Genomic DNA, 13,830 nt, shown 5'->3' with positions numbered 1-13,830 from the left:
TGGCTGCCTACCTGCAATTCCAATTACGTTGGCTATAGGAACGGGTGTTAAATGAAAAGTTATGAGGAGCAGGCGTTAGCTGGCATCGAGTTGGACGACGATGCTGTCATGCAGTACTTATTGCAAAACCCTGACTTTTTTATCCGCAATGCCCGTCTGGTCGAACAGATGCATATTCCTCATCCTGTTCGCGGCAGTGTCTCGCTGGTGGAGTGGCAGCTAGGGCGACAACGTAATCAGATTGGTCAGTTGGAAGAAGAGATCACCTTGCTAATGGAGCAGGCGGGCTTGAATGAAGTGTTGTTTAATCGCTTGCTGCAACTACAAAGCAATTTGGCTGCGGCCAGCAGCTTGCAAGATATGCTTAATCGCTTGCAGCGCTGGGCACGCGACTTCGGCTTGGCAGGTGCTAATGTGCGCTTATTCAGTGACCGCTGGCATATTGGTGCGCCGTCTGATTTCACCCATTTGGCACTTGCCCGTCACGCCTTCGAGCCACTACGCATTCAGCGTTTGGGGAGCGATAACCATTATCTGGGCGGTTTGAACGGGCCGGAACTGCTGTTGTTATTGCCTCAGGCCAAGCAGGTAGGGTCGGTCGCACTCTCGTTACTGGGCAAAGATGGCGATCTAGGTGTCATTATCTTCAGCAGCCGTGATACGCAACATTATCAGCAGGGCATGGGTACCGTGATGCTGAATCAGTTATCAACGTTATTGCCGAGCCTGCTGGAGCGTTGGATAGAGCCGGTATGACCGAATTCAGTGCCTTACTTGCCCCGCAGGTAGAGGCTTTCTTGCGTTATCTCAAAGTTGAGCGTCAGCTCAGTCCATTGACTATTACCAGTTATCGACGCCAGCTACAGGCACTGATGGAAATGGGCGAGCAAATGGGCCTGGTGCACTGGCAGCAGCTTGACGCGGCTCAGGTGCGGTCACTGGTTTCTCGCAGTAAACGTGCCGGTTTACATTCCTCAAGCCTTGCGCTGCGCCTCTCAGCTTTGCGCAGCTTTCTTGATTGGCTGGTGAGTCAGGGCGTATTGCAGGCCAACCCCGCAAAAGGGGTGAGTACACCGCGTTCAGGCCGCCATCTGCCAAAAAATATTGATGTCGATGAGGTCGATAAACTGTTGGATATCGACCTCAATGATCCCTTGGCAGTCCGTGATCGGGCGATGCTGGAAGTGATGTATGGCGCGGGTTTGCGTCTATCCGAACTGGTTGGCATGAACTGCAAACACGTAGATTTAGCCAGCGGTGAAGTCTGGGTGATGGGGAAAGGCAGTAAAGAGCGTAAAGTGCCGATTGGCAGGACCGCAGTGACCTGGTTAGAGCATTGGCTGGAACTGCGCGAGTTATTTGAACCTGGTGACGATGCTATCTTTTTAGCCAATACCGGTAAGCGAATTTCAGCGCGCAATGTGCAAAAACGCTTTGCCGAATGGGGTGTAAAGCAAGGTGTCAGCAGCCATATTCACCCACACAAATTGCGCCACTCTTTCGCCACTCACATGTTGGAATCCAGTGGTGATTTGCGTGCGGTGCAGGAGCTACTGGGCCACGCCAATCTGACGACCACACAAATTTATACTCATCTCGACTTTCAACATCTGGCGACAGTGTATGATGCTGCTCATCCACGCGCCAAACGAGGCAAATCCTGATGCATTTTTATCGCCCACTCGAGAGTATTTCCGCCATTAGCTTCGATTTGGATGACACCCTGTATGATAATCGGCCAGTGATTACCCGCACTGAACAAGAGTCGGTGGCATTCTTACAGCAGTATCATCCCAATCTGGCGCAGTTACAGGCTGCTGATTTTCACCGTTTTCGCGCTGAATTGCTGGCGCAGGACCCGGGCATCTATCACGATGTTACCCAGTGGCGTTGGCATGCGATTGAACTGGGCTTGATACGTCATGGCTTAAGTAAGTCTGAGGCGCAATGTGGCGCTGATGCAGCCATGGAGAACTTTGCCCTATGGCGTAGCCGTATTTATGTGCCAGCGGCCACCCATGACACTTTGAGCGCGCTGGCGGAGCATTATCCGCTGGTGGCTATCACCAATGGTAATGCCGACCCTAAAGCCTGTGGTCTGGATCGATACTTCCAGTTTGTGCTGCGCTCCGGCCCCCATGGCCGTGCCAAGCCTTTCCGCGATATGTACCATAAAGCGGCAAACCATCTGGATATCCCACTCAAACAGATTCTGCATGTGGGTGATGATTTGACCACCGATGTCGCTGGTGCGCTACGTTGCGGTATGCAGGCTTGCTGGATTAATGACCGTCAGCAGAACCTGATGACGGCCAGTGATAGCCGCTTATTGCCACATATTGAGATTTCTCAGTTGGCTTCCCTGACAGCATTGCTATAATCCCCTGCAATAAATCTGTATAAATTCACAGTGGAATGGTGGCAAAATACCCGCATACTCGGCGATTTAGCTATTTTCCCTTACCCCATAAACGGTGCCTATGGACGTTTCTGATCTGCTCGACAGCCTGAATGAAAAACAACGCGAAGCCGTGGCTGCGCCACGCTGCAACCTGTTGGTCCTGGCCGGTGCAGGCAGTGGCAAAACCCGGGTGCTGGTTCATCGCATTGCCTGGTTGTTATCAGTAGAAAATGCGTCTCCGTACTCAATTATCGCAGTGACGTTCACCAATAAAGCGGCGGCCGAAATGCGCCACCGTATTGAACACTTGATTGGCACCAGTCAGGGCGGAATGTGGATTGGGACTTTCCATGGGTTGGCGCACCGCTTGCTGCGCGCTCACCATATGGATGCTAACTTGCCGCAGGATTTTCAGATTCTCGACAGCGACGACCAGCTACGGTTATTAAAACGTTTGGTTAAAGCACTGAATTTAGATGATAAACAATGGCCACCGCGTCAGGCGATGTGGTACATCAACGGCAAAAAAGACGAAGGATTACGGCCACAGCATATTGAGAGCTATGGCAATCCGGTTGAAGCCACCTGGCTGCGTATCTATCAGGCGTATCAGGAAGCTTGTGACCGCGCCGGTCTGGTAGATTTTGCCGAGCTGTTGCTGCGAGCACACGAATTGTGGCTAAACAAACCCCATATTCTTAATCATTATCGTGAACGCTTCACCAACATTTTGGTGGATGAGTTTCAGGATACCAACAATATCCAATACGCCTGGATCCGTCTGCTGGCAGGTGACCGTTCTAATGTGATGATTGTCGGTGACGATGACCAATCAATCTATGGCTGGCGTGGGGCGCAGGTGGAAAATATCCAGCGCTTCTTGAAAGATTTCCCCGGCGCTGAAACCATCCGGTTGGAGCAGAATTACCGTTCTACCAGCAATATTTTGACGGCAGCAAATACTCTGATTGCCAATAATGATGGCCGTATGGGGAAAAACCTGTGGACGGACGGTGCCGAAGGCGAACCGATCTCACTCTATTGCGCCTTTAACGAGCTGGATGAAGCGCGCTTTGTGGTTAACCGCATCAAAGCCTGGCAGGACAACGGTGGTGCTCTGAATGATTGTGCCATCTTGTATCGTAGCAACGCCCAATCGCGTGTTTTGGAAGAAGCACTATTGCAGACCGCGATGCCGTACCGTATTTATGGCGGTCAGCGCTTCTTCGAACGTCAAGAGATTAAAGATGCACTGGCTTATCTGCGGCTAATTTCCAACCGCAATGATGATGCGGCTTTTGAGCGAGTGGTCAATACACCTACTCGCGGTATTGGCGATCGCACCTTAGATGTGGTGCGCCAAACCGCCCGTGACCGTCAGCTAACGCTGTGGCAATCAACCCGTGCCATGTTGCAGGAAAAAGTGCTGGCAGGCCGCGCAGCCTCTGCGCTGCAACGGTTTGTTGAGCTGGTCGACTCCCTGGCTCATGAAACGGCGGATATGCCGTTGCATGTCCAAAGTGACCGAGTGATTCGTGATTCCGGTTTGTGGTCGATGTACGAACAGGAAAAAGGTGAAAAGGGTCAGGCGCGCGTTGAGAACTTTGAAGAGCTGGTCAATGCGACCCGCCAATACAGTTATCAGGATGAAGATCAGGACCTGATGCCACTACAGGCATTTTTGTCTCATGCAGCGCTGGAAGCGGGAGAGGGGCAGGCCGATGCTTATCAGGATGCAGTGCAATTAATGACTCTCCATTCCGCGAAAGGCTTAGAGTTCCCACAGGTGTTCATTGTGGGTATGGAAGAGGGGATGTTCCCGAGCCAGATGTCACTGGATGAAGGTGGCCGCTTGGAAGAAGAGCGCCGACTGGCCTATGTCGGGGTCACCCGCGCGATGCAGAAACTGACACTTTGCTATGCTGAGAGCCGCCGTCTGTACGGCAAAGAAGTGAATCATCGGCCATCCCGCTTTATCGGCGAACTGCCGCAGGAATGCGTCGAAGAAGTACGGCTACGTGCAACGGTTTCTCGCCCGGTTAACCACCGCAATATGGGGACGCCGATGAATGAAAATGACAGTGGTTTCTCACTGGGTCAGCGGGTGCGTCATCCTAAATTTGGTGAAGGTACCGTGGTTAATCTGGAAGGTAGCGGCGAACACAGCCGGTTGCAAATTGCTTTCCCCGGAGAGGGGATTAAGTGGTTGGTCGCGGCTTACGCCCGATTAGAAGCCGTATAAATTTACCCTGCGGTCTTGACGCCGCAGGGGTGTTAGCGGCTCTCACTTGACTGTGTAAGCTCATCGGGATGCGTTCATTTGCTGTCTTGCTGCAACGCCAATAACTTTGGGTAATTAATGTAGCCGCGGCATTAGCGGCTCTCATCCTGAGGCGCTTGCTTGGCATCGGTTTCAGCCTGCAACAAAATCGCTTTCCCCATCCACTGCGTCACATCCTGAATACCCGCATCATCCAAATGCCAAATATCTTTCAGCACCATAAACACTTCTGAGCCATAGATTAACGAGAAAGCATAGATCACCCGTTGCAAGGCCTCCGGTGACAACTTCCCTTCCAGCGGCTCGACAGCCAGCTTCAATAACCGCTTACGGTTACCACGCACCAACTTTTCTTCACTGTTAGGATTGCTGCGGTCAGCCGCCCATTGTTGCAATGACAGATGCAGCGCGGCACGAAGTACACCTTCGTGTTGCAACATGCGTGGATAAGCAAAAGAGAGTAGTTCTGCAATGCGTTGCCGAGCATCTGGTTGGGTAGGCTGCCATGCCAATATCGGCCCAAGGCTTTCATCGACCATGGCAGAAACCAACGCACTTTGCGTCGGGAAATAACGATAAGCCGTAGCGCGCGAGAGTTGCGCCGCATTTGCTACGTCTGTTATCGACGGAAATGTCCCTTGTTCATACATCGACATCGCCGTATCGATCAGTAACCGTCGGGTTCTGGCTTTGATGGTGGTCAGTGATGGAGAGACGCGCTCCTGTTTATCCTGATTATGCACGGTCACTCCATGGTCAATAACGAGTATCTGCGCTCACTATAACAAACCGACCGCACAAATCGCCATGAATGCATTTCACCTGCAAACTAATTTTGAGACTCTAGTCTCAAAAATCAGCAGTATCCTTTGCGAAAATGATACTCTAGTCTCAATATGATTCTATCTTAACCAACTCGCTTCGTTGTTCGGCTGTAAGTAGAAAATAAACTTCCAATAAAAAGAAGTGAGCTACACGCGCATTCATAGAAGGATGTTCAGATGCCTCGTCATATTTTTATCGCGACTACCACAGATACCAAAGGCGAAGAGCTGACATATGTCAGTGAATTGATTAAAGCAACCGGGCTAACAACGGTCACGGTGGATTTATCGACTAAAGAAGGACAACGAGCCAGTGGCGCAGATATCTCTGCCGAGACAGTAGCGGGCCATCACCCCGATGGGCGTCAGGCGGTGTTCTGTGGTGATAGGGGGCGGGCGATAAGTGCAATGGCCGTCGCTTTTGAGCGTTTTATTGCCAGCCGTGATGATGTGGCCGCGTTATTAGGTCTGGGAGGTTCCGGCGGCACCGCGCTGATTACACCGGCGATGCAAAGCTTACCGATTGGTATTCCTAAACTGATGGTATCTACCATGGCTTCTGGTGATGTTTCAGGTTACATCGGTGCCAGTGATATCGCCATGATGTATTCCGTCACCGATATTGCCGGGCTTAACCGCATTTCTCGTCGTGTACTGAGTAATGCCGCTCACCAGATTGCCGGAGCAGTCTATTTCGCCAAAGAAGAGTTACTGGTTGATGATAAACCGGCGCTGGGCTTGACCATGTTTGGTGTGACAACTCCCTGTATTCAGGCCGTCAGTGCCGCATTATCAGACGAATATGACTGTTTGGTGTTCCACGCCACAGGTAGCGGCGGCAAAGCTATGGAAAAACTGGCCGAAAGTGGCTTGCTGGCGGGGGCACTTGATCTGACCACCACCGAGGTCTGCGACCTGTTATTTGACGGGGTATTGGCCTGTGGGCCGGAACGCTTCGATGCTATTGCTCACAGCAACATCCCGTATGTCGGCTCTTGCGGTGCATTGGATATGGTCAACTTCGGCAGCCCGGCAACTATTCCGGCTAAATATGCCGATCGCTTGTTCTATAAACATAACGCCCAAGTGACACTGATGCGCACCACCGAGCAAGAGAATATTCAAATGGCACGCTGGATTGGTGAAAAGCTCAATCGTTGTCAGGGTGAAGTGCGCTTCTTAATTCCAGCCGGCGGATTCTCAGCATTGGATGCGCCGGGCCAGCCATTCTGGGATGAAAAAGCGTTGAAAGCCTTTATTGATACGCTGGAAGAGACCGTCATTCAAACTGATAAACGCCGCTTAGTGCACTATCCGTTCAACATCAATGACCCAGAATTTGCCCAGGCCGCAGTAGAAAACTTTAAAGAAATAACAAAGAGCCCATCCCATTAGGGCCATTTTATTCGTGGAGAGATATATGCCAAAATTTCAACGCCAGGCCATTTTAGCCAAATTTCGGGAAATGATTGCCCGCCGTGAGCCGATTATCGGTGGCGGTGCGGGCACAGGGCTGTCAGCTAAATGTGAAGAGGCTGGTGGAATTGATCTTATCGTTATCTATAACTCAGGCCGCTATCGTATGGCGGGGCGTGGGTCGCTGGCAGGTTTGCTGGCCTACGGGAATGCCAATGAAATCGTGGTCGATATGGCCAAAGAAGTGTTGCCGGTAGTCAAAAATACGCCAGTGCTGGCGGGAGTGAATGGTACTGACCCATTCTGTCAGTTCGATCACTTTTTGGACCAATTGAAAGCATTGGGTTTTTCTGGCGTGCAGAACTTCCCAACCGTTGGGTTAATTGACGGTAACTTCCGTGCCAATCTGGAAGAGACTGGCATGGGGTATGGCTTGGAAGTGGATATGATCCGCCTGGCTCACGAAAAAGATTTACTGACCACCCCATATGTTTTCAGTGCCGCCGATGCGGTTGCCATGACACAAGCGGGTGCTGACATTATTGTGCCACATATGGGGCTGACGACTGGCGGTAACATCGGTGCGGACACGGCACTGAAACTGGCGGACTGTGTGCCTCTGATTAATGACTGGGCTGCGGCGGCAAAAGCGGTACGTGAAGATATCATTGTGCTGTGTCACGGTGGGCCAATTTCCTCACCAGAAGATGCCCAATACATTATGGATAACTGCCCGCAATGTGACGGTTTTTATGGTGCCAGTTCGATGGAACGTCTGCCGACTGAAATTGCACTAACGGACACCACCAAACAGTTTAAAAATATAAAGCGTTGATATTTTGCCAATACCAAAGGGAAAGCCTGTTTTGTGAATTTTGCCGGTTTTTGGCTAAATGAAGATGCAGGATACACAAAACCGAAGTCGATGTTGGCTTCGGTTTTTTTTTGCTTTTTAGCCAGTTCATGCCAGATAGCTGCCGCCAAGATGTGTTATCGCCTGTTGTGTCCGTAACAACTAAAAATAAAGCTCACCTATTAACTACTTTTAACCGGTTGACAGTCTTTTTCTTCTCGGCGTAACATGCGCGCACTATTCTTGATGAGGACATTCGCCTTGGACACACCCAGTAGATACTGGCTCAATAACCTGTTCATATGGTGCAACTTCTAAGGCTATCCTCATATTTGCTGATAGCCTTCGTGGTTGTCAGCGGCCCCGCTAAGCCGTCGCTGTGAGTCAGATCTCCTTATGGTCTGAAACATAGAGTATTTATCAATACCTCGCTGTTTCTGTGCTTCAATGCGTTATCCCTATCCATCACCGCAAGGGAGTTTTGGCACATGCTGAGCGCATTTAAATTAAGTAACAATCGCTTATCCCGTTTGGAGCTGGATGAATCAGATGAGTCAGATGATCTGACCTCATCAATTTGGGTCGACTTAGTTGAACCGGAAGAAGGGGAGCGCGAACGCGTCCAGTCTGAGTTAGGGCAAAGCCTGGCGACCCGGCCAGAGTTGGACGACATCGAGGCTTCCGCCCGCTTCTTTGAAGATGAGGATGGCCTACATATCCACTCCTTCTTTTATTATGAAGATGCTGAAGACCATGCGGGTAACTCAACCGTGGCATTTACCATCCGTGATGGTCGCCTGTATACCCTGCGTGAGCGCGAGTTACCGGCTTTTCGTTTATATCGGATGCGGGCGCGTAACCAAACACTGGTTGATGGCAATGCCTATGAGCTGTTGTTGGATCTGTTCGAAACCAAAATTGAGCAGCTAGCCGATGAAATCGAAAACATTTATAGCGATTTGGAAGCCTTAAGTCGCGTCATTATGGAAGGGCAGCAAGGTGATGAATATGACGCCGCGTTGTCTACCTTAGCGGAACAGGAAGATATCGGCTGGAAAGTGCGCTTGTGTCTGATGGATACCCAGCGAGCACTGAATTTCTTGGTACGTAAAGCCCGCTTGCCGAGTGGTCAACTGGAGCAAGCCCGTGAGGTATTGCGCGATATTGAATCCCTATTGCCACACAATGAATCCCTGTTCCAGAAGGTTAACTTCCTGATGCAGGCAGCAATGGGCTTTATCAATATCGAGCAGAACCGGATTATCAAGATCTTCTCGGTGGTATCGGTGGTGTTCCTGCCGCCAACACTGGTGGCATCCAGCTACGGGATGAACTTTGAGTTTATGCCGGAATTGCGCTGGTCATTTGGCTATCCGGGCGCGATCAGTTTGATGATTATCGCGGGTTTAGCACCGTACTTGTATTTCAAACGCAAGAACTGGCTCTAACCTAACCTTCGCCCTTGAAGCTGCAGGGATGTTAGCTGCGTTCACGCACCCGAATCACTTGGACTGTGTAAGCTCATCGGGATGAGTTCACTGGCAGCCTACCTGCAACTTCAAGTTCTTTGGTTACCAATATCATAACTCGATGAGTAACCGGGCATTTTTGTCGGCTTGCTATCTAGGCGCGGCGCTTACGTTGGGTGTAGAGCGCATCCAATGTGAACAGCAACAGTGCCGCCCAGATAAAGGCGAAAGTCACCATTTTATCGTTGCCAATGGTTTCGCCGTAGAAGGTTACCGCCAGAATAAACATCAACGTTGGCCCGAGGTATTGGAAAAAGCCCAATGTCGATAGTTTTAAGCGAGTGGCGGCGGCGGTGAAGAACAGTAGCGGGATAGTGGTAATCACCCCGGCTGCTGCCAATAACAGGTTAAGCGACCACGCATTGGTGCTCATGTGGCTGGTTGGGCTATCGGCAATAAAGAACAGATACACCGCTGCTATCGGCAATAGCCACATAGTTTCCACCAGCATGCCGGTTTGGGCATCTATCCCGAGTTTTTTACGAATCAGACCGTATAAAGCAAAGCTTATCGCGAGTCCCAGGGCGATTATCGGTAGCGAGCCAAACTGCCATAATTGAATCAATACCCCGCCGAACGCTAATGCCACCGCAACCCACTGCATGCGACGAAAGCGCTCACCCAGAAACAACATGCCGAATAACACATTTACTAGCGGGTTAATGAAATAACCCAAACTGGCTTCCAGCATATGATTATGGTTTACCGCCCAGATAAACAACAGCCAGTTACTGGCAATCAACACAGCAGTAACTGCTAGCAATAACAGGCGTTTGCCGTTTCTACAGGCACTGCGTACCTGTGGCCAATTGCGGCTAACAGTTAGCAGAATCAACATAAAGAAAAATGACCAGATAATCCGATGAGTCAAAATTTCATCAGCCGGCACCTGCTGGATGAGCTTGAAATAAGCTGGGGCAATACCCCAAATAAAATAGGCTGCCAGAGCAAATAAAATGCCCTGACGGGTTCGTTGTTTATCCATGGTGTAGCTCGGGACAAGAAAGGAGATGCGGTGAGTGTACTTAACTTCGCGTTACGAATCATCACCGCTGACGGGCAAATCAGCCAACCAGATAAGTTGCCGTTGCGCTAGCGATATGCATTTGGCTTTCATTATGCAGCTCAACCCGGGCAACCGACACTTTATTGCCACTGCGTAAAATACTGCTGCTGGCAATAAAATGCTCGCCTCGGCCGGGGCGTAGATAGTCAACACGCAGATCGATAGTGCCCATTTTAGCCAGCTTCATTTGCAATTGTTCTTTAATGAGCGGTTCATGGCGTACCAGGCTATTCCCAACGCACACCAGTCCGGCAGCAACATCCAGCACTGCGGCAATAACGCCACCATGCAAAATTCGTTGTGCAATATTGCCAACTAACTTGTCATTATTATCGAAAGCAATCTCGGCGTAATCTTGCTCGAAACGGGTTAATCGCAGACCAAGCTCACGGTTAAATGGCATGTGATACACAAATACTTCGCCAATCATGCGGCGAGCATCCTCTAACGTTAAAGTTGTTACTGGCATTTTTCCCTATTCTCTTCTTGGTTGCCGATAAGCAATCATAGTGTAAGTTAACGAATTGTTTATTTTATGCTTCTGTTTTGTTGTTTTCCAGCCGTTAAGCCATAAATATAAACAACACTAATATCAGATAACATTTGTGTGTAGAATGAGCTGTTTTCATTACAAATAGAAATAATCCGTAAGGTGATGGGGGAATAATGGGAAGATTTTGGCGGATACTGATAGCGCTGTTACTGGTGCCAACGTTGGCACAGGCAGAAGCTGCAACGGTTGAGAAGATTCATGATGCACCTGAGGTGCGTGGTAGTATTATTGCGGCAATGTTGCAGGATCACGATAATCCGTTTCTGCTTTATCCATATGAAACAAACTATCTGTTATATACCTATACCAGTAATATCAATAAAGATGCTATCAGCTCTTATGATTGGGCTGAAAATGCCAAGAGGGATGAAGTTAAATTCCAACTGAGTTTAGGTTTCCCTATTTGGCGTGGTATTGCCGGTGATAACTCATTACTGGGTGCTTCTTATACGCAACGTTCTTGGTGGCAGGCATCCAATAGTGATGAGTCCTCGCCATTCCGCGAAACAAACTATGAACCGCAACTGTTCCTGGCATGGGCAACTGATTACGAGTTGGCGGGCTGGACTTTCCGTGAAGTAGAGTTTGGTTATAACCACCAGTCTAACGGTAAAGCGGATCCAACCTCACGTAGCTGGGATCGTGTATACACCCGTGTGATGGCACAGCGTGGCAATTTAGAAATTGACTTGAAGCCTTGGTATCGTCTGCCAGAAAGCGACGAGAAAGATGACAACCCGGATATCAATAAATACATGGGTTATTATCGTCTGAAAGTCGGTTATGCCTTGGGTGACAGTGTATTCAGCGTGGATGGCCATTATAACTGGAATACCGGTTACGGCGGCGCAGAAATGGGCTGGAGCTATCCTATCACCAAGCATGTTCGTTTCTATACCCAAGTGTTCAGTGGCTATGGTGAGTCAATGATTGACTATAACTTTAGGCAAACACGGGTGGGTGTGGGTATCATGTTAAACGATGTCCTTTAACGTCATCCGGCGTTAGAAAAGTTTCAGACACAGGCCGGTTAACCGGCCTGTGCAGATCTTATAGTTGGGGAAGAGTGTGTCGACCGCAGCAGTGATAAATAGGGAATTACTGGCAGTGCAGGTATTGCGAGATACTTTCGGCTATCAGCAATTCCGGCCCGGACAACAGGAAATTATCAACGCCACCCTATCAGGGCAAGACTGTCTGGTAGTGATGCCTACCGGTGGTGGTAAGTCCTTGTGTTATCAGATTCCGGCACTGGTGACGGATGGGTTGACGCTGGTAGTCTCTCCGTTGATCTCGCTCATGAAGGATCAGGTCGACCAACTGCTGGCCTACGGCGTTGGTGCGGGGTGCTTAAACTCGTCGCAAACGCGTGAACAACAGTTAGCCGTGATGGACGGTTGCCGTAGCGGTCAGATTAAGCTGCTGTATATTGCTCCAGAACGCTTGGTCATGGAGAGTTTCCTCGATCAATTGTATCAGTGGCGGCCAGCTTTATTGGCGGTGGATGAGGCGCACTGTATTTCTCAATGGGGTCATGATTTCCGCCCGGAATATCGTGCTCTAGGCCAGTTAAAGCAACGTTTCCCTGATTTACCGGTTATTGCGCTCACTGCCACGGCGGATGACGCGACGCGGGGGGATATTGTTCGTCTGCTTAATCTGGATCAGCCACTGATTCAAGTCAGCAGTTTTGACCGCCCCAATATCCGTTACACCTTGGTAGAGAAGTTCAAACCGCTCGATCAATTATGGCGTTTTGTGCAAGACCAACGCGGCAAAAGTGGCATTATCTATTGTAACAGCCGGGCAAAAGTGGAAGACACCACCGCCCGTTTGCAGAGCCGTGGCTTAAGTGTGGCGGCCTACCATGCCGGGCTGGATAACGAGCGTCGGGGACAGGTGCAGGAAGCATTCCAGCGCGATGATCTGCAAGTGGTGGTCGCGACCGTGGCCTTTGGTATGGGGATTAACAAACCCAACGTCCGCTTTGTGGTGCATTTTGATATCCCGCGCACTATCGAGTCTTATTATCAGGAAACCGGCCGTGCCGGGCGTGATGGCCTGCCTGCTGAAGCCATGTTGCTGTACGATCCGGCGGATATGGCGTGGTTACGTCGCTGTCTGGAAGAGAAACCAGCAGGGGCACAGCAAGATATTGAACGGCATAAATTAAATGCTATGGGCGCTTTTGCGGAGGCGCAGACTTGTCGTCGTCTGGTGCTGCTCAACTATTTTGGTGAGGGTAAACAGCAGTCGTGTGGTAACTGTGATATTTGCCTCGATCCGCCGAAGCGCTACGATGGGCTGGCTGATGCACAAAAAGCCCTCTCGTGTGTTTATCGTGTCGGACAGCGGTTTGGTCTGGGGTATATTGTCGAGGTGCTGCGCGGGGCGAATAACCAGCGTATCCGTGAAATGGGTCATGACAAGTTATCAGTGTATGGGATTGGCCGCGAACAAAGCCACGAACACTGGGTCAGTATATTGCGCCAGCTTATCCATCTCGGGTTGCTGAGCCAAAATATCGCAATGTTTTCAGCGTTACAACTGACTGAGGCCGCTCGCCCGATTCTGCGTGCTGAATTGCCGTTACAATTGGCAGTGCCGCGTATTCAGAGCCTGAAAGTGCGCAGTAGCGCTAATCAAAAATCTTATGGCGGCAATTATGATCGCAAGTTGTTCGCCAAATTGCGCAAGTTGCGTAAATCTATCGCTGACGAAGGCAATATTCCGCCTTATGTGGTGTTTAACGATGCTACCTTGCTGGAGATGGCGGAACAGATGCCGATTACTGCCAGCGAGCTGTTGAGCGTCAATGGTGTTGGGCAACGCAAACTGGAGCGTTTTGGCGCGCCGTTTATGGCGATGATCCGCGACCATGTAGACAACAACGACGACTAACCGGTC

Annotated in this window: 12 protein-coding genes; 9 read left to right on the top strand and 3 right to left on the bottom strand. The window is 50.2% G+C overall.

The genetic code is table 11. From position 1 onward, the window contains the following. Positions 1–51 precede the first annotated feature (51 nt). The 4 genes from V1953_RS20200 (at position 52) to uvrD (ending at position 4,643) form a co-directional block, all read left to right on the top strand. Entirely contained in the window at positions 52–756 is a 705-nt protein-coding gene (locus tag V1953_RS20200) for a DUF484 domain-containing protein (RefSeq protein WP_083161909.1), read from the top strand. Beyond that, positions 753–1,664 carry a tyrosine recombinase XerC gene (gene xerC, locus V1953_RS20195; RefSeq protein ID WP_442851244.1) on the top strand — a complete coding sequence of 304 codons (912 nt, stop codon included), beginning with the start codon at positions 753–755 and terminating at the stop codon, positions 1,662–1,664. Before V1953_RS20200 ends, xerC begins: the two co-directional genes overlap by 4 nt. Continuing rightward, positions 1,664–2,380: a 5-amino-6-(5-phospho-D-ribitylamino)uracil phosphatase YigB gene (gene yigB / locus V1953_RS20190; protein ID WP_083161913.1), complete on the top strand. Its 717-nt coding sequence runs from the start codon at positions 1,664–1,666 to the stop codon at positions 2,378–2,380. The genes xerC and yigB overlap by 1 nt, the downstream gene beginning before the upstream one ends. A gap of 100 nt (positions 2,381–2,480) precedes the next feature. Then, positions 2,481–4,643 carry a DNA helicase II gene (gene uvrD, locus V1953_RS20185; protein ID WP_442851243.1) on the top strand — a complete coding sequence of 721 codons (2,163 nt, stop codon included), beginning with the start codon at positions 2,481–2,483 and terminating at the stop codon, positions 4,641–4,643. Between the two features lie 131 nt (positions 4,644–4,774). On the opposite strand, the gene V1953_RS20180 is transcribed toward uvrD, so the two are convergent. Next, complete coding sequence (locus tag V1953_RS20180) at positions 4,775–5,425, bottom strand: TetR/AcrR family transcriptional regulator (RefSeq protein WP_102970516.1); 651 nt, start codon at positions 5,423–5,425, stop codon at positions 4,775–4,777. A 258-nt stretch (positions 5,426–5,683) separates the two neighbouring features. Here V1953_RS20180 and V1953_RS20175 point away from each other — a divergent pair, with 258 nt between their 5' ends. From V1953_RS20175 to corA, 3 genes are all read left to right on the top strand, one after another. Beyond that, on the top strand, positions 5,684–6,901 hold the full coding sequence (locus V1953_RS20175; RefSeq protein ID WP_083161915.1) for a Tm-1-like ATP-binding domain-containing protein: 1,218 nt from the start codon (positions 5,684–5,686) through the stop codon (positions 6,899–6,901). Positions 6,902–6,926: 25 nt separating this feature from the next. Then, positions 6,927–7,757, top strand: a complete 831-nt coding sequence (locus tag V1953_RS20170) for a phosphoenolpyruvate hydrolase family protein (RefSeq protein WP_083161917.1) — start codon at positions 6,927–6,929, stop codon at positions 7,755–7,757. Positions 7,758–8,263: 506 nt separating this feature from the next. Continuing rightward, positions 8,264–9,223, top strand: coding sequence for a magnesium/cobalt transporter CorA (gene corA / locus V1953_RS20165; protein ID WP_005188027.1), 960 nt, complete (start codon positions 8,264–8,266; stop codon positions 9,221–9,223). Between the two features lie 175 nt (positions 9,224–9,398). On the opposite strand, the gene rarD is transcribed toward corA, so the two are convergent. Together rarD and V1953_RS20155 are read right to left on the bottom strand one after the other, a co-directional pair. Then, positions 9,399–10,289, bottom strand: coding sequence for an EamA family transporter RarD (gene rarD / locus V1953_RS20160; RefSeq protein WP_083161919.1), 891 nt, complete (start codon positions 10,287–10,289; stop codon positions 9,399–9,401). A gap of 79 nt (positions 10,290–10,368) precedes the next feature. Beyond that, on the bottom strand, positions 10,369–10,839 hold the full coding sequence (locus V1953_RS20155; RefSeq protein WP_083161922.1) for a thioesterase family protein: 471 nt from the start codon (positions 10,837–10,839) through the stop codon (positions 10,369–10,371). A 197-nt stretch (positions 10,840–11,036) separates the two neighbouring features. On the opposite strand from V1953_RS20155, the gene pldA reads away from it, so the two are divergent. Next, a complete protein-coding gene (gene pldA / locus V1953_RS20150; RefSeq protein ID WP_083161924.1) occupies positions 11,037–11,915 on the top strand; it encodes a phospholipase A in 879 nt (292 codons plus the stop codon). Between the two features lie 76 nt (positions 11,916–11,991). Next, entirely contained in the window at positions 11,992–13,824 is a 1,833-nt protein-coding gene (recQ, locus tag V1953_RS20145; protein WP_083161926.1) for an ATP-dependent DNA helicase RecQ, read from the top strand. The last annotated feature ends 6 nt before the right edge of the window (positions 13,825–13,830 follow it).

It is taken from the genome of Yersinia sp. 2541 StPb PI (assembly GCF_052217145.1).
Lineage (GTDB): Bacteria > Pseudomonadota > Gammaproteobacteria > Enterobacterales > Enterobacteriaceae > Yersinia > Yersinia enterocolitica_E.
This window is presented reverse-complemented; position numbering and strand designations above follow the sequence as displayed.